This window comes from Citrobacter sp. Cb080 (assembly GCF_030334745.1).
GTDB classification, from domain to species: domain Bacteria; phylum Pseudomonadota; class Gammaproteobacteria; order Enterobacterales; family Enterobacteriaceae; genus Citrobacter; species Citrobacter braakii.
Window position 1 is genome coordinate 1 of sequence record NZ_JAOWDG010000072.1, and the last position, 16,043, is coordinate 16,043.

General features: G+C 49.2%; 15 protein-coding genes and 1 pseudogene. 10 read left to right on the forward strand and 6 right to left on the reverse strand.

Features of this window, described 5'->3' with window-relative positions; genetic code table 11:
- Positions 1-91 precede the first annotated feature (91 nt).
- Positions 92-1,299, forward strand: a protein-coding gene (locus tag OGV38_RS14855; RefSeq protein WP_117086587.1) for an IS3 family transposase whose coding sequence is annotated in 2 segments (ribosomal slippage) — positions 92-413 and positions 413-1,299 — 1,209 coding nt in all. Because the reading frame shifts where the segments join, the coding sequence is not laid out codon by codon here.
- 38 nt (positions 1,300-1,337) lie between these two features.
- Here the strand turns inward: OGV38_RS14855 and OGV38_RS14860 are convergent.
- A pseudogene (locus OGV38_RS14860) lies at positions 1,338-1,505 on the reverse strand (hypothetical protein); the annotation flags it as partial.
- A gap of 171 nt (positions 1,506-1,676) precedes the next feature.
- Between OGV38_RS14860 and OGV38_RS14865 the strand changes: the two are divergent.
- The gene (locus OGV38_RS14865; protein WP_046275908.1) at positions 1,677-1,901 is read left to right on the forward strand and encodes a hypothetical protein; all 225 of its coding nucleotides are present in this window, start codon (positions 1,677-1,679) and stop codon (positions 1,899-1,901) included.
- A 764-nt stretch (positions 1,902-2,665) separates the two neighbouring features.
- Here OGV38_RS14865 and OGV38_RS14870 read toward each other — a convergent pair.
- Positions 2,666-3,169: a hypothetical protein gene (locus OGV38_RS14870; protein WP_008324552.1), complete on the reverse strand. Its 504-nt coding sequence runs from the start codon at positions 3,167-3,169 to the stop codon at positions 2,666-2,668.
- Between the two features lie 259 nt (positions 3,170-3,428).
- Here OGV38_RS14870 and OGV38_RS14875 point away from each other — a divergent pair, with 259 nt between their 5' ends.
- Positions 3,429-3,635 (forward strand): hypothetical protein, encoded by a 207-nt coding sequence (locus tag OGV38_RS14875; protein WP_008324553.1) that lies wholly within the window; start codon positions 3,429-3,431, stop codon positions 3,633-3,635.
- 101 nt (positions 3,636-3,736) lie between these two features.
- The gene (locus tag OGV38_RS14880) at positions 3,737-5,197 is read left to right on the forward strand and encodes a DEAD/DEAH box helicase family protein (RefSeq protein WP_048221071.1); all 1,461 of its coding nucleotides are present in this window, start codon (positions 3,737-3,739) and stop codon (positions 5,195-5,197) included.
- Between the two features lie 146 nt (positions 5,198-5,343).
- Here OGV38_RS14880 and OGV38_RS14885 read toward each other — a convergent pair whose 3' ends face one another.
- Complete coding sequence (locus OGV38_RS14885; protein WP_286473833.1) at positions 5,344-7,017, reverse strand: tyrosine-type recombinase/integrase; 1,674 nt, start codon at positions 7,015-7,017, stop codon at positions 5,344-5,346.
- A gap of 113 nt (positions 7,018-7,130) precedes the next feature.
- On the opposite strand from OGV38_RS14885, the gene rluB reads away from it, so the two are divergent.
- Entirely contained in the window at positions 7,131-8,006 is an 876-nt protein-coding gene (gene rluB, locus OGV38_RS14890; RefSeq protein WP_006684306.1) for a 23S rRNA pseudouridine(2605) synthase RluB, read from the forward strand.
- Between the two features lie 83 nt (positions 8,007-8,089).
- Here rluB and cobO read toward each other — a convergent pair whose 3' ends face one another.
- Together cobO and OGV38_RS14900 are read right to left on the reverse strand one after the other, a co-directional pair.
- A complete protein-coding gene (gene cobO / locus OGV38_RS14895) occupies positions 8,090-8,680 on the reverse strand; it encodes a cob(I)yrinic acid a,c-diamide adenosyltransferase (RefSeq protein WP_016156652.1) in 591 nt (196 codons plus the stop codon).
- Complete coding sequence (locus OGV38_RS14900; protein ID WP_016156651.1) at positions 8,677-9,438, reverse strand: YciK family oxidoreductase; 762 nt, start codon at positions 9,436-9,438, stop codon at positions 8,677-8,679. The genes cobO and OGV38_RS14900 overlap by 4 nt, the downstream gene beginning before the upstream one ends.
- Before the next feature lie 210 nt (positions 9,439-9,648).
- On the opposite strand from OGV38_RS14900, the gene sohB reads away from it, so the two are divergent.
- On the forward strand, positions 9,649-10,695 hold the full coding sequence (gene sohB, locus OGV38_RS14905) for a protease SohB (protein WP_286473836.1): 1,047 nt from the start codon (positions 9,649-9,651) through the stop codon (positions 10,693-10,695).
- A gap of 53 nt (positions 10,696-10,748) precedes the next feature.
- Here sohB and OGV38_RS14910 read toward each other — a convergent pair whose 3' ends face one another.
- Positions 10,749-11,000, reverse strand: coding sequence for a YciN family protein (locus tag OGV38_RS14910; protein WP_003020616.1), 252 nt, complete (start codon positions 10,998-11,000; stop codon positions 10,749-10,751).
- Between the two features lie 397 nt (positions 11,001-11,397).
- Here OGV38_RS14910 and topA point away from each other — a divergent pair, with 397 nt between their 5' ends.
- The 4 genes from topA (at position 11,398) to OGV38_RS14930 (ending at position 15,807) form a co-directional block, all read left to right on the forward strand.
- Complete coding sequence (gene topA / locus OGV38_RS14915) at positions 11,398-13,995, forward strand: type I DNA topoisomerase (protein ID WP_016153252.1); 2,598 nt, start codon at positions 11,398-11,400, stop codon at positions 13,993-13,995.
- A gap of 208 nt (positions 13,996-14,203) precedes the next feature.
- The gene (gene cysB, locus OGV38_RS14920; RefSeq protein ID WP_016153251.1) at positions 14,204-15,178 is read left to right on the forward strand and encodes an HTH-type transcriptional regulator CysB; all 975 of its coding nucleotides are present in this window, start codon (positions 14,204-14,206) and stop codon (positions 15,176-15,178) included.
- A 293-nt stretch (positions 15,179-15,471) separates the two neighbouring features.
- Entirely contained in the window at positions 15,472-15,633 is a 162-nt protein-coding gene (locus OGV38_RS14925; protein WP_165500010.1) for a YmiA family putative membrane protein, read from the forward strand.
- Positions 15,634-15,636: 3 nt separating this feature from the next.
- Entirely contained in the window at positions 15,637-15,807 is a 171-nt protein-coding gene (locus tag OGV38_RS14930; protein ID WP_165500163.1) for a YciX family protein, read from the forward strand.
- Positions 15,808-16,043: the final 236 nt, after the last annotated feature.

A 16,043-nucleotide genomic window follows, 5' to 3' on the forward strand; every position in this document is an offset into this window, starting at 1 on the left:
TGATGTAGCCCCCTGAAACACCGGACAGTAGCTGTATCTCCAGATAAGAGATAGGCTTGAATATATGTCTAACACTAACGCCAATTTTGAGATGACCGGGATCCTGTTAGGGCAAGAAGTCCGTAAACGTAAAACTCCTCAGGAGAAGATCGCCATTATCCAGCAGACGATGGAGCCGGGTATGAATGTCTCCCATGTCGCCCGCCTGCATGGTATCCAGCCCAGCCTGCTGTTTAAGTGGAAGAAGCAATATCAGGAAGGCAGCCTCACCGCCGTTGCGGCTGGAGAGGAAGTCGTTCCTGCTTCTGAGCTTACTGCTGCTCTGAAGCAGGTCCGGGAGCTTCAGCGCCTTCTGGGCAAGAAGACGATGGAAGTTGAGATCCTGAAAGAAGCCGTGGAGTACGGTCAGTCGCGAAAATGGATAGCGCACGCGCCCTTGTTGCCAAAGGACGGGGAATAGCCATGGTCTGCCGGACCATGGGCGTGTCGCGTGCGCAACTGTCACTGCGGATTAACCGTTCTGCCGACTGGCAGGACAGGCGCTGTAACCGGCGTAATGAAGAAGCAGACGCAGAAATACTGTCGGCTATCCTCAACATTATCAGCGATATGCCGAGTTATGGTTATCGACGCGTGTGGGGCATCCTGCGCAAGCAACGTCGCACAGAGGGACAGCTACCTGTGAATGCCAAACGGCTTTACAGGATAATGCGTGAGCATAACCTGTTGTTGTTGCATCACAAACCAGAGCGACCGAAGCGTGAACATAAGGGCAAGATAGCGGTGGCAGAAAGCGATATGCGCTGGTGTTCAGATGGCTTCGAGTTCGGCTGCGACAACGGCGAAAAACTGCGGGTAACGTTCGCGCTGGACTGCTGCGACCGTGAGGCCATAGACTGGGCAGCAAGCACGGGAGGCTATGACAGTTCGACCGTGCAGGATGTGATGCTGAGGTCGGTGGAAAAGCGCTTCGGCGACAGGTTGCCCGACACAGCGGTGCAGTGGCTGACGGATAACGGTTCAGCGTATACCGCGTATGAAACGCGGAGGTTCGCGAGAGAGCTGAATCTGGAGCCCTGCACAACAGCGGTGAGCAGCCCGCAGAGTAATGGCATGGCCGAACGGTTCGTGAAAACGATGAAAGAAGACTATATCGCGTTCATGCCAAAACCGGATGTGAGAACAGCACTGCGAAACCTTGCAGTAGCGTTCACGCATTACAATGAAAACCACCCGCACAGCGCGCTGGGATATCACTCCCCGAGGGAATACCGGCGGCAGCGGACATCGTTAACTTAAGATACAAAAGCTGTTCGGAGATGGAGGGTCAAGATCATATTTAAACTGAAGTGCATCTGAGAACCATCAATTTCAATGCTGGATTGTGCTGTGACTGTCTTCCCATTGCTACCCAGTTGCCCTTGCTGAAGAGCTTCACATTGATAGGAGCTTGCATAAGTTGACAGAGGCAGCAGTAAGAGTGCAGCAAGAGTTATCCCCTTCATAGCGTTCCTTTTTTCGATTGGTGTTAGACATTCATCGGGAATCAGTATAAAACCATCAATTGATAAAAACGATCGGTTTATCATTTATCGATCGATAAAATTGATCAATGTTGAAACTATAATGTCTTGCACAGTTCTTCGCTATGGATGAGTCTTGATAGACGAAAGAGCATGCACAGGAGAAATGCAGTGAGAAGAGCACTGATAGTGATATTTGGGTTACTGGTTTCACAGATGGCAGCAGCAGGACAGATCACAATGACCGATCCCCAGCAGGATACGACCGAGAATGGTAAGACGCTTTGCACCTACGAAAACAGCATCTATCTGTTCACCTACGTTACCAAAGGAAAATGCCCGTATGCGAAGACGTTTGATACTGTAGATTCAGAGTGAAGGGGGCTTAAAATATAGGTTTGTTTAAATTTCCAAGTTAGGTGGAGTTGCTTAGCAAAAGAATCATGTTTTTTTCTTCGATTGTGCTGAAACCCTTATAGAATAAGGGGTGGAGGGATTTTCATCAATAGGTTAAAGCGCTGTAAGAGTGTTATAGACTGGTTAATATGAGTAGAATTAGCATAGATTAAACCTATTAATAATCATCATTTATTAGTTGATTATCGCTTGTAATTTAGTCAACTTTTCCGGCTCTATGGAGAGTTGTTTCATGGTGAGCACTGCGACCATGAAAAGTATGCTGCATGAGTAGCATGTAATGCGGAGCATGAAAGATATCAATTACAGGAGAGCAACCTTTGCACCAGAAGCGATTTTAAGGAGTGATTCTCCTGTAAAAGTAATCTGCTATGCTCGCATTGCTCACATAATGAACATTAAAACCAACAAAACCGCTAACTACTGTTTAAATAATAAACAGTTATTGATTCCATTTTATGTGCTCGTACAACTCGCCCATGCGTTAACTGTGCAAGATACGCTTAAAAAAATGAGTTTATGCAACCACTCCACACCGATAGTGTTCCATTGTAAGCCTTCACTTTTACCGAAGATGCAAATAACTCTAAAGAGACTTTAGACTTTTCTGCACCCTCTGTATCAGGTTACTTGTGCAAATGGCATAGCCATAAGATCGGCTTACTTGCATAATAAGCCGGAAATCTCATTGCTAACATTATCGGAGCTGCCGCCGCGTTAGCGACTTAATGGAGCAGGCGAGCGCCTCTTAACGCATCCATCGTTAGGGTAGTCGGCTGGGCGTAAGTAATGGAGCTACATAATGAAACGATGGTTTCAATGTCCTGGATGGTGATCTGATAGGTTCCAGTGCCGGGGTTGCCAATGTCCCGACAGATTATCCAGCCCGCATTTTCCAGATCGCCAATGACGGTAATCACTCGTTTTTGCGTCATACCGAGGTCACGGGCCGCACAACTTAGGTCGAACATCACACATCCGGCTATCTCGCTCTGTTGGCTTCTGAGGTATGCCCACATCTGTTTATGATCGGTGGTGAAAGTCAGCACCTTGGGGTGTCTGCTGCGTTTCTGTGGATGCGTTACTTCGGTGAAATACGGCACGAGACTATCAAACATCTGTTCGATGGTGTTCGTTACTTGCGTTGGGGTAGTGCTGGAGTGGGTGGTAAATGTCTCCGTGAAGAGTGCTTCAACTTCGGTTGGGGAAAGTCCCTGGTTATCTGTCATATTAATCCTCCTGTATGTTTTGTAGTCAATAAATCCTCATAGTTGAGTTGTTAACGTTCATTTTTTATTCGCTTGTTTTTTTAAAAAGAAGCGTTCAAATAAAGGTTGGCAAAACTAACATTTATTTATGTTAAATGCAATCTCAAATCGTGCTTGTTTTATTAACATGTTGAAAATGATCACAAAATAGTTGACTTTGCAACCGATTTGATGTACAATGAATAGTAGGTAGTTAACAATCGTAATAATAAGGAGGTACATGTACCAAACGAAAACTGATGTGCTCGAAGCTCTGCGTAGCGGAAAGCTCCTTCCCAAGATTTGCCAGCAATACTCCCACAACAAAAATCTCTCCGACGAACGACGCAAGATGTTCAGGGTGGCCTTGATCAGCTACCGCATTGAGCAGCTTCAAGAGAGTTTACGTAACGAGGAACAACCGAATGAACATCCGATTCACCGATGAAACCCACAAGGCGCTTGTTGAACGTGCCAACCGTGAAGACAAGTCAGCCGCTGCGCTGGTGAGTGAATTAATAACAGCAGTCCTAAACCGAGAGGAACCGAATGACCGAAAAGAAACCAGTAGTAAACTTCGTTAATGCGATTTGCGGCTCAGGAAAGAGCCACCGTCTGAAAGAGTACATCCTGAGCTTCAAGAACGAAGCTGTCCCAGAAAAGTTCTTAATCGTAGTACCAACCCACGCTTTAGCCGATCAGTTCAAGCAAGATCTGAATCATTTTAGAATCTCAAACCATCACATTTTCGTTGAAGGGGCGACTCTCAACCTGAAAAGTACTTTGGCTGATAGCTTCCAGATAAATGTTGTGATAACAACCCATGAATGTTTCACCAACTACTGCCACCTCGCTACGTTCAATCTTGAGATGCGTTCTCTACTGGCAGAACACAATGTGGTGATTGACGAGATCCCTGATGGCTGGTTTGGAGCAGAAGCAACGATCCGTCATGCTGACAGGACGGCAGAAAACTTCCCATTCCTGGAATGGCTGGAAGAACGAAACGGGCTTCTGTACCTGCGCGAAGAGCACTACGACAATCTGTACAAGTATTACCACGAGAAGCACGCTAACAGTGATAACTTGAAGAAGGTTCTTTACGTGGCGCTCGACGGTTGTGGTGTGATGCACACCGAATGTGATTCGTCATACAGCTTCTTTGCCTACACCTATAATCCGATACTGAAGGCCGCAACATGGGCGAAGAGCTTCACTGTGCTCGGCGCTGGCGTGAATCGCAGTGGGTTTGTCTGGATGGCAGAGAACGTCGCTCAGATGGCGGTTCAGGAAGCGGGTGAACACCTTCAGCCTGATCCCGAGAGACGCAAACATAAAAACGTGCCTATCAAAATCGTTGCTGTCCTCTCAGAAGATATCAAAAGAGCGGGGCAGTCAGAACTCGCTAATATCTTTAACAACCACTTGAGGGAAATACGCCAAATCGTCGGAAAGGATTTTATCTTTGCAACCAACAACGACAAAGCTATCTGCGATTTTAAGACCATTGGACTCACTGAACTTGGTGATCGCATGGGTGGTGTTGACGTTTCAATGTCCAGCTACGGGATAAACAGCTATCAGAGCATTCATTGTGCCGTGTTCCTCGGATGTGCAAATCTGGGCGATAAAGACCGTAAGCGATGGGCAGACTATTGCGAACGTATCGGTTGGGATTTTGAAACGGTGATGGAGAAGAAGCGGCAGGCAATGTATTTTGAACGGTGCTACCAGTTTCTTAGCCGAACATCCATTCGCAACACTGATACCGATCACCCTCTCGTGTTTGTCGTTCCCGACATGGCGGCAGCGGAATACCTCAAAAACCATTACTTCCCTGGCTCAACCATCGAATGCCTTGGAATCAAGAAAGCTGGAAAGCAGCATGAAACGCGTTTGAAGGTTCTGGAATACAAGGCGCAAGGACTAACTCAGAAAAAGGCTGCGGAAGAAATGGCGGTGTCTCTGAGGACGGTAGCAACCTACTGGAACCAGGACACTCGCGTATGATCACCGCGCTTTACTGGTATCTGTTGTTCCTGTTTATCTGGGATGTAATCCGCACCTTTGAACGACGTAGAAAAACAGAACGCAAAACTGAATCTCGGAATGTTTTAGGTAGTGACTGATACAGAAAAGGGGCGTAAGCCCCTTTTTCACTTCTGGAAGTCAACCACACAAAGCAGGTTTTTTAGTGATGGGCGGTGTGTATAAATGGACGTTACACCTAAACTCTGTGTCCTTGAATGACCGACAACAAACTGCATCAAAGGTAAAGATACGCTTCCAGATGCAAGGCAATGGCTCACGAAAGTGTGACGAAGGCTATGTATACGCCTTTTTAGTCCAAACTCATCATAATCAGGAACACCAGTTTCATTCATCAACTTAGCCCATTCTTCTGTAGTGGTAGTGTAGTTAGGTAAGTCAAAGAAAATTAGATCGCTATCATTAAGAGTTTCGGCAAGATTGCGCAAACCTGACTCTAAAATCCTATGGAGTGGTATCTGGCGTTGGGCTTGTTCGGTTTTCCCATCTTCTATAAAAATGTACCAGCGTGAAGTTTCTTCATCTAAACGAATGTCCCGCTTTCTGATAGAGGCAATCTCACCACGTCGAGCACCAGTATAAATGAGGGTAAGGAAGTACCATTTGCGCCAATCGTTATTTTCCAGTGAGAACAGCTTGGTCTTAAGTTTACTCAACTCAGCGTTACTGAAATGGCCTCTACGGTTTGGCTTCACCTCAAATGAGATTCCGTCGGTAGGGGATTTCTCTAACAGGTCTTTGGTGTCAACGAGGTAAGTTTTAAAAAGCGAGCGCCAGATCTTGAGATGTTTTACAACATGCTGACTACTGATCAGGTCTTCCTCTGGAACGTCATAATCAATGCATTCAGGCAAAGATAGATGCTTGTATGGCAGCTTAATACGAGTAGGTAAGTTTTCGGTCACTTTCAGCGCTTCACGAATATCTTGCTTTGTAACCCGATCAATCGGTTTATCACCAACAACGTAAATCAGTACATCAAAGAAACGCTGGTTCTCGTTAGCAATGTTTGCACGCCATTTTTGACCTTTTTCTTCAACATACCGAGTCCATGCTTCGGATAGTTTGATTTCCTGGCTTGCAGTGTCTTTGAATTCCGTTGATAAAGACTGGTTTGCTTGAACAATACTTTGCGGTGAGGATTTCAGTTTCTGCTCTTCTAACTGAGCTTGCAGTGTGGCAATAAGTTGGCGATATCGTAGCAGATCATTCGAAAAGAATGCTTCATAGGCTTGCGCGACGGTCGCGCGGCTCATATCAAGAGCAGCGCCCACTTGATTAGCAAGGGGCAAATCATCCTTGGAAAGTTCAAGTTTCTCCATGTGAAGACTTGCAAGCACTTCGTTTGCCATTTGATTGCTACCATTCATCATGCGCTGGAAGTGTGCTTCTGAGTAACCTTGAGCTGCCTCAATCGTATCAGAAGCTGTTAAAGGATGGTCAGGATTCATGTTTCTGTGCCATTGTCCTAACTCAGGCAGACGCTTCACTTCGTCAACATCCCTTTCGAGTGCATGAAGAAGATAGTTGTCAAAGTCCTGCTTAGTGGCGGCTCGGTAGCCCTGCATTTTGCGTTTGAACTCATCGAGGTTCATCGTTCCATTCTGCACAAGGGGAATGAAAGGGCGGATCTGATTCATGATCACTTCTGCTTGCTTTAGGCTATCAGTACCGAGACTTAAGCGCACAAAAGTTGTTGAATCATTTAGTCTAAAGTTAGTGTAATATGTGCGCCCACGAATCATTGTGTGTGACAGCTTGTGTGACACGTTGTTTGCCATGCTGTGTACCATGAAAGAGTTATAGATCAGTGAGTTAAGTTGAATCTTTTGCTAACTCGTTGTTTTAAAAAGTATATCAGACGCCTGTGAAGGCGACATCTAAAGGAAGCTCTATGAGCGAAAAGTTACAAAAAGTGCTGGCGCGCGCTGGCCACGGTTCTCGCCGTGAAATTGAATCCATAATTGCCGCGGGTCGCGTGAGCGTTGATGGCAAAATTGCCACGCTCGGCGATCGCGTTGAAGTTACGCCGGGTCTGAAAATCCGTATCGACGGTCATCTGATTTCGGTGAAAGAATCTGCGGAGCAAATCTGCCGTGTTCTGGCTTATTACAAGCCAGAAGGTGAACTGTGTACCCGTAACGACCCGGAAGGTCGTCCGACCGTGTTTGATCGTCTGCCAAAACTGCGCGATGCGCGCTGGATTGCCGTGGGACGTCTGGACGTGAATACCTGTGGTTTACTGCTGTTTACCACCGATGGCGAACTGGCGAACCGTCTGATGCACCCAAGCCGCGAAGTTGAACGTGAATATGCGGTGCGTGTGTTTGGTCAGGTTGATGACGCAAAACTGCGCGATCTGAGTCGTGGCGTGCAGCTGGAAGATGGTCCGGCCGCATTTAAAACGATCAAGTTCAGCGGCGGTGAAGGGATCAACCAGTGGTATAACGTCACGTTGACCGAAGGGCGTAACCGTGAAGTCCGTCGCCTGTGGGAAGCCGTGGGTGTGCAGGTAAGTCGTCTTATCCGTGTACGTTACGGTGATATCCCACTGCCGAAAGGCCTGCCGCGTGGCGGCTGGACGGAACTTGACCTCGCGCAGACCAACTATTTGCGTGAACTGGTGGAATTGAAGCCGGAAACCACCTCTAAAGTTGCCGTCGAGAAAGATCGTCGCCGTATGAAGGCAAACCAGATCCGCCGTGCGGTGAAGCGCCACTCTCAGGTTGGCGGCAGCCGTCGTCCGGGCGGTCGCAGCAACAACGGTTAATCATGAGTAGGCCTGATAAGCAACGCGCCATCAGGCGTTAGCGTGGAGCCGGATGCGGCGTAAGCGCCTTATCCGGCCTACTGTCAGTAATCGATCCCCATCTGGGCTTTCACACCCGCTTCAAAGGCGTGCTTAACCGGCCGCAGCTCGCTGACCGTATCCGCTAACTCCAGAATATCGCGATGACATCCACGACCGGTGATAATGACCGTTTGATGGGCAGGGCGCGCGTTTAGGGCATTGATGACCTCGTCGAGCGGCAGATAGTCGTATGCAACCATGTAGGTCAGCTCGTCCAGTATCACCATATCCAGCTCAGCGTCGGCCAGCATCCGCTTGCCGTGTTCCCATACGGCCATGCAGGCTGCGGTGTCCGACTCGCGGTTCTGCGTTTCCCAGGTAAATCCTGTCGCCATGACCTGAAACTCAACGCCGTGGGGTTCGAGTAAGTTTCGTTCACCGTTTGGCCACGTCCCCTTAATAAATTGCACTACGCCGACTTTTTTACCGTGGCCTACTGCGCGCGTGGCGGTACCGAACGCGGCAGTGGTTTTACCCTTACCATTTCCGGTGAACACAATAATAATCCCGCGCTCGTCTATGGCGGCGGCAACACGGGCGTCAACCCGGTCTTTTACGCGCTGCTGGCGCTGCTGATAGCGTTCTTCACTCATTGGGCGATTCCTGGTTTACGGCCCGGCTGGGCATCGAAAGTCATACCGGTTTTACGGCGGCTGTCATCGCCCATCAGCCACAGGTAGAGCGGCATAATATCGGCGGGGGTTTTCAATTTTTGCGGATCTTCCGTCGGGAACGCGCTGGCTCGCATGCCGGTACGCGTTCCACCAGGATTGATACAGTTTACGCGCAGGTGGCGGTTCTGATATTCATCAGCCAGAACCTGCATCATTCCTTCGGTAGCAAATTTGGAGGTGGCGTATGCCCCCCAGTTGGCGCGCCCCTGGCGACCGACGCTGGAGGAGGTAAAGACCAGCGATCCGGCATCGGATTTGAGCAACAACGGTAACAATGCCTGAGTCAGCATAAAGGTGGCGTTTACGTTTACCTGCATCACGTCCTGCCATACCTGCGGGTTTTGCTCGCTCATCGGGCAAATGTCACCGAGCAATCCGGCATTATGCAATACGCCATCCAGACGCGGGAAATGCGCGGCAATGCGCTGTGCGAGCTGGTGGCATTCGTCAGACGTACAGGTGAGCAGATCCAGCGTGAACCAGTGTGGTTGCGTACCTTTTTCTTCGGCGATGGAGCGGGCAACCTGACGCAGTTTTTCTTCGTTACGCCCTAACAGAATCACGGTCGCGCCGTAACGCGCGTAGGTCTGTGCGGCTTCACGCCCGATACCATCGCTGGCACCGGTGACCAGAATAATGCGGTCCTGTAGAAGATCTTGTTTCGGTTGATAATGCACGGCTACTCCTCGGCGACGTCCTGGCCATCTCGTTCGCGATAACTTTTGGGCTTTATGCCTTAAACCCTGTTCTTTTTCAATCAGCCAAAGGCAATAACACCGCAAAATGAACGCGTTGTCATGCTTTTTACTGAATGGATGAAGCAAGACGGGTTAACAAGGCTGTTGTACACTGAGCGAAAGTAGCGTTGTTTAACCAAGGTGGGTCACGTGGAATTGTTGTCTGAATATGGGTTGTTTTTGGCAAAAATTGTCACTGTCGTGGTGGCTATTGCGGTGGTAGTTATGCTGATCGTAAACGCGACACAACGCAAACGTCAGCGTGGGGAATTGCGGGTTATTAATCTCAGCGATCAATATAAAGAGATGAAAGAAGACCTGTCGCTGGCCTTATTGGATGGGCATCAGCAAAAATTCTGGCATAAGGCGCAGAAAAAGAAACACAAGCTTGAGGCGAAGGCCGCTAAGGCAAAAGCGAAACTGGGAGACAGTACGTCATCTGATAAACCACGGGTATGGGTACTTGATTTTAAAGCCAGTATGGATGCCCATGAGGTCAGCGCATTACGCGAAGAGGTGACGGCAGTGCTGGCGGTCGTTAAACCCCAGGATCAGGTCGTGGTTCGTCTGGAAAGTCCGGGCGGCGTAGTACACGGCTATGGACTGGCCGCGTCCCAGTTACAACGTCTGCGCGATAAGCAGATCCCGCTGACCGTTACGGTAGATAAAGTCGCTGCGAGCGGCGGATATATGATGGCCTGCGTGGCGGATAAAATTGTCTCGGCGCCGTTTGCTATTGTCGGCTCTATTGGCGTTGTGGCACAGATCCCGAACTTTCACCGCTTCCTGAAAGGGAAAGATATTGATATCGAACTGCACACCGCCGGACAGTACAAGCGTACGCTGACCTTACTTGGTGAAAACACGGAAGAAGGGCGGCAGAAATTCCGCGAAGACCTGAACGAAACCCATCATCTGTTTAAAGATTTTGTACAGCGCATGCGTCCGGCTCTGGACATTGAGCAGGTTGCCACGGGTGAACACTGGTTTGGTCAACAGGCGCTGGCCAACGGGCTGGTGGATGAGATCAATACCAGCGATGAGGTGATCCTCGGGCTGATGGACGGTCGTGACGTATTGAACGTACGTTATCTGCAGCGTAAAAAACTGATGGACCGTTTTACCGGCAGTGCCGCCGAGAGCGCCGATCGTCTACTGATGCGTTGGTGGCAGCGAGGACAAAAACCGCTGATGTAAAATTGTAATTGCCGGATGAGGCGCAGCCGTCATCCGGCAAATCATTTCTCGTGTTAATCGATCAAGTGATACTTTTCAGAAAGTACGTGCGCCAGATGTTTAAACATATTAAACACCGCCGTACTTTTTGGCGTCGGTAGCCCTTGCTCGTCTAAAAAGTAATCTCCGCTGAAAACCAGCACGCCATTTCGCTGCGTTACGCCGGTGGCGACAATCCCCGCCAGCGTGTCCTCATGCTCACGAATGATTTTGTTGGCTTCAATCAGCAGTGTTTCGCGATCGATGGGTTGAGTGTCTTTATGCATTATTTACTCCTTAAACAAGGACATTAGTCTACGCCGAGCCCGGCTTATGGGCAAATATTCCCTGACTTAAATGAAGGTCTTACGACAGTGTTGCAAGTGGCGAGATTTGTTTTTGCATGCTAATAAAGTTGCGTAACGCATTTTATCAGGTACAGTGTGACGCTTTCGTCAATCTGGCAACAGATTTGCTTGACATTCGACCAATACTCCGTCGTGCTATAGCGTTTGTGAGCGAAAAAGCCTGTTAACTCAGTTACATGAGAGTTACATTACAAGCGCGAATCAGTTTAAGGGTTGATATCCGCCGACGCAGAGACCATATCGATGTCTCGTCGCCAGTGGAAGGTGAATCAACGTGCGACGCATTCTGGAAGAATCAAATTAGGTAAAGGTGAATATGGGTAAAGCTCTTGTCATCGTTGAGTCCCCGGCAAAAGCCAAAACGATCAACAAGTATCTGGGTAATGACTACGTGGTGAAATCCAGCGTCGGTCATATCCGTGATTTGCCGACCAGTGGCTCAGCAACTAAAAAGAGCGCCGACTCAACCTCCACCAAAACGGCTAAAAAGCCCAAAAAGGATGAACGTGGCGCTCTCGTCAATCGTATGGGTGTTGACCCGTGGCACAACTGGGATGCGCGCTATGAAGTGCTGCCCGGTAAAGAAAAAGTTGTTTCTGAACTGAAGCAACTGGCTGAAAAAGCCGACCACATCTATCTCGCAACCGACCTTGACCGCGAAGGGGAAGCCATTGCGTGGCACCTGCGGGAAGTGATCGGCGGCGACGACACCCGCTACAGTCGCGTGGTGTTTAACGAAATTACCAAAAACGCTATTCGTCAGGCGTTTGAAAAGCCGGGCGAGCTGAACATCGACCGCGTCAATGCGCAACAGGCGCGCCGCTTTATGGACCGTGTTGTGGGCTATATGGTGTCGCCGCTGCTGTGGAAAAAAATTGCGCGAGGCCTGTCAGCAGGCCGCGTACAGTCGGTTGCCGTGCGTCTGGTGGTTGAGCGTGAACGCGAAATCAAAGCATTCGTTCCTGAAGAGTTCTGGGAAATTGATGCTAACACGACCACGCCAGGCGGTGACGCGTTACCGCTTGAGGTGACGCATCAGAATGATAAACCGTTCCGTCCGGTCAACCGGGAACAAACACTTGCCGCCGTTAGCCTGTTGGAAAAAGCGCGCTACAGCGTTCTGGAACGCGAAGATAAGCCGACTAGCAGCAAGCCGGGTGCGCCGTTCATCACCTCCACGCTACAGCAGGCCGCCAGCACGCGTCTGGGTTTCGGCGTGAAGAAAACCATGATGATGGCGCAGCGCTTGTATGAAGCGGGCTACATCACTTATATGCGTACTGACTCAACCAACCTGAGCCAGGATGCGGTGAACATGGTTCGCGATTACATCAGCGATAATTTCGGCAAAAAGTATCTGCCGGAGAGCGCGAACCAGTACGCCAGCAAAGAGAACTCGCAGGAAGCGCACGAAGCTATCCGTCCTTCCGATGTCGCCGTTCAGGCGGAATCGCTGAAAGATATGGAAGCCGATGCGCAAAAACTGTATCAGCTGATCTGGCGCCAGTTTGTTGCCTGTCAGATGACACCTGCTAAATATGATTCCACCACGCTGACGGTGGGCGCGGGTGATTTCCGTCTGAAGGCGCGTGGTCGTATTCTGCGCTTCGATGGCTGGACGAAAGTGATGCCTGCGCTGCGTAAGGGCGATGAAGACCGCATTTTACCAGCGGTGGATAAAGGCGATACGTTGACGCTCATCGAACTGACACCTGCGCAACACTTTACCAAACCGCCTGCGCGCTTCAGTGAAGCTTCGCTGGTTAAAGAGCTTGAAAAACGTGGTATTGGTCGCCCATCCACGTATGCGTCGATCATTTCTACGATTCAGGATCGCGGTTATGTTCGCGTTGAGAACCGTCGCTTCTACGCTGAAAAAATGGGTGAAATCGTCACCGATCGTCTGGAAGAAAACTTCCGCGAACTGATGAACTACGACTTTACCGCGCAGATGGAAGACAGCCTCGACCAGGTGGCAAATCACGAAGCCGAATGGAAGGGCGTACTCGACAACTTCTTCACTGATTTTACTCAGCAACTGGATAAAGCCGAGAAAGATCCTGAAGAGGGCGGTATGCGTCCGAACCAGATGGTGCTGACCAGCATTGATTGCCCAACCTGCGGTCGCAAGATGGGTATTCGTACCGCCAGCACCGGCGTTTTCCTGGGTTGTTCTGGCTATGCGCTTTCCCCGAAAGAGCGTTGCAAAACCACCATTAACCTGGTGCCGGAAAACGAAGTGCTGAACGTGCTGGAAGGCGACGATGCGGAAACCAACGCTTTGCGCGCCAAACGTCGCTGCCAGAAGTGCGGCACGGCGATGGACAGCTACCTTATCGATCCTAAGCGCAAGCTGCATGTATGTGGTAATAACCCTACCTGCGACGGCTATGAGATCGAAGAAGGCGAATTCCGCATCAAGGGTTATGACGGTCCTATTGTTGAGTGCGAGAAATGTGGCTCTGAAATGCACCTGAAAATGGGACGTTTCGGCAAGTACATGGCGTGTACCAACGACGAGTGCAAAAATACCCGTAAGATCCTGCGTAACGGTGAAGTTGCTCCACCGAAAGAGGATCCGGTTCCGTTGCCAGAACTGCCGTGTGAAAAATCTGATGCGTATTTCGTGTTACGTGATGGTGCTGCAGGTATCTTCCTGGCGGCAAATACGTTCCCGAAATCACGTGAGACACGTGCGCCACTGGTTGAAGAGTTGTACCGCTTCCGCGATCGTCTGCCGGAAAAACTGCGCTATCTGGCAGATGCGCCGCAGACTGACCCGGACGGCAACAAGTCGATGGTTCGTTTCAGCCGTAAAACCAAGCAGCAATACGTTGCTGCGGAGAAAGACGGTAAGGCGACCGGCTGGTCCGCGTTCTTCGTTGACGGTAAATGGGTAGAAGGGAAGAAATAACAGCATTCCGGCTGAGTTTCTCCTCAAAGGGTCGCGTAAGCGGCCCTTTTTGTTTCTGGCGTATTATTTTTTGTCATCCCTATACAGCTCACATAGAAATGATATAGTGGTTATAGTTAACACACTTTTTATTATTAAATCGTATTAGCAGCGCCAACGAGCCTGCTCTGAAACGATGATTTGATGGCGCAAATCGGGATGGCTTAACATGAAATTACAGCAGCTTCGCTACATTGTTGAGGTGGTGAACCACAACCTTAATGTCTCCTCAACGGCGGAAGGGCTTTATACCTCGCAGCCAGGTATCAGTAAGCAAGTTCGTATGCTGGAAGATGAACTTGGCATCCAGATTTTTGCCCGTAGCGGTAAGCACCTGACCCAGGTTACGCCAGCGGGCCAGGAAGTCATTCGAATCGCGCGAGAAGTTTTGTCGAAGGTGGATGCCATTAAGTCCGTTGCTGGCGAACATACCTGGCCGGACAAAGGCTCACTGTATATCGCCACCACGCACACTCAGGCGCGTTACGCTTTGCCGAACGTTATTAAAGGCTTTATTGAGCGTTATCCACGCGTCTCATTGCATATGCACCAGGGATCGCCGACGCAAATCGCCGAAGCCGTCTCGAAAGGGAATGCAGATTTTGCTATCGCGACGGAAGCCCTGCACCTGTATGACGATCTGGTGATGCTGCCTTGCTACCACTGGAACCGTTCGATTGTCGTTACGCCGGACCATCCGTTGGCGGGCAAATCCGCCGTATCCATTGAAGAACTGGCGCAGTATCCACTGGTGACCTACACGTTCGGATTTACCGGACGTTCGGAACTGGACACCGCGTTCAACCGTGCGGGGCTTGAGCCGCGTATAGTTTTTACCGCGACCGATGCCGATGTCATTAAGACCTATGTACGCCTGGGCCTTGGCGTGGGGGTAATTGCCAGTATGGCGGTTGATCCTGTCTCCGACCCTGACCTGGTGCGCGTTGATGCCCATGATATCTTCAGCCATAGCACCACCAAGATTGGTTTTCGTCGCAGCACTTTTTTACGCAGTTACATGTATGATTTTATTCAACGTTTCGCGCCGCATCTGACGCGTGATGTGGTGGATACGGCGGTGGCGCTACGTTCCAACGACGATATTGAAGCCATGTTTAAAGATATTAAATTGCCTGAGAAATAATAACGGCTGTTACCTCGTCGGTATCCTCAAACATAAAGCGATACCGACGGCAGAGTCTGAATCTATTCAATATTTTTCCTCTATATATTAACCATATATTGTTTATGGTAAACACTTGCTAAAGTAGTTTCAAATTAGTAAGGTCGCCAAAAACCCCTCTCAAATATTTATAACCGATCAAATAATTAATTTATTTATCAGGTCGAGTATGAAAATTAACTGGCTTTTTTTGACCTTTTTTATTAGGATTCCTCCTATCTGATGATTAATTGTACCGATTGTTTGGTGCTTAAATGATAAGTGATTTCGATAGTATGAGGTTAGCGATGCCTTCAGGAAACCAGCCAGCACGCCGGGATCCCGTCATGAAACGTAAAGCCTGGTTCGCTGTGTTTCTTGGCTCTGCCGTGTTCTGGGTTATTGTCGCGCTCGTGGCCTGGAACGTGTGGGGATAGGTCATGTCCACACTGGAACAACGCTCCACCGTGATGCCATCTCCGGATGACCCTGAACAAGAGAGTCAACGCAGCGCAGAGAATAAGCCGAATATTCCAGCGACCTGGAAACTCTCTCCTGAACAACGGGCGTTTATCGATCTGTTTGCGGATGATGATGAACAGAAACAATAATTGATACGAATTTTATAATTATTATTAGTCTGTTGTCTTGTACTGCAAATATTTTATTCCGGGCAATCGTGATGAGCCATGCTTATCACCGTATTAAGCTTGACCGCTTAAACCTTTCTCCTCGCCAGATACTTCAGTTCCCCCTTTTGTAGCCCTCCACTTTTATCAATTTGAGTTGTTATCAAAGCGTTACATTTTGTTTGTGTTATCTTTAATACTAACCCTGAGGAAAATCA

Bases quoted from the DNA above. Each gene is read 5' to 3' on its own strand.
- OGV38_RS14865 (WP_046275908.1), top strand. From the start codon at position 1,677: ATGCACAGGAGAAATGCAGTGAGAAGAGCACTGATAGTGATATTTGGG.
- OGV38_RS14870 (WP_008324552.1), bottom strand. From the start codon at position 3,169: ATGACAGATAACCAGGGACTTTCCCCAACCGAAGTTGAAGCACTCTTC.
- OGV38_RS14875 (WP_008324553.1), top strand. From the start codon at position 3,429: ATGTACCAAACGAAAACTGATGTGCTCGAAGCTCTGCGTAGCGGAAAG.
- OGV38_RS14880 (WP_048221071.1), top strand. From the start codon at position 3,737: ATGACCGAAAAGAAACCAGTAGTAAACTTCGTTAATGCGATTTGCGGC.
- OGV38_RS14885 (WP_286473833.1), bottom strand. From the start codon at position 7,017: ATGGCAAACAACGTGTCACACAAGCTGTCACACACAATGATTCGTGGG.
- rluB (WP_006684306.1), top strand. From the start codon at position 7,131: ATGAGCGAAAAGTTACAAAAAGTGCTGGCGCGCGCTGGCCACGGTTCT.
- cobO (WP_016156652.1), bottom strand. From the start codon at position 8,680: ATGAGTGAAGAACGCTATCAGCAGCGCCAGCAGCGCGTAAAAGACCGG.
- OGV38_RS14910 (WP_003020616.1), bottom strand. From the start codon at position 11,000: ATGCATAAAGACACTCAACCCATCGATCGCGAAACACTGCTGATTGAA.
- topA (WP_016153252.1), top strand. From the start codon at position 11,398: ATGGGTAAAGCTCTTGTCATCGTTGAGTCCCCGGCAAAAGCCAAAACG.
- cysB (WP_016153251.1), top strand. From the start codon at position 14,204: ATGAAATTACAGCAGCTTCGCTACATTGTTGAGGTGGTGAACCACAAC.
- OGV38_RS14925 (WP_165500010.1), top strand. From the start codon at position 15,472: ATGATAAGTGATTTCGATAGTATGAGGTTAGCGATGCCTTCAGGAAAC.
- OGV38_RS14930 (WP_165500163.1), top strand. From the start codon at position 15,637: ATGTCCACACTGGAACAACGCTCCACCGTGATGCCATCTCCGGATGAC.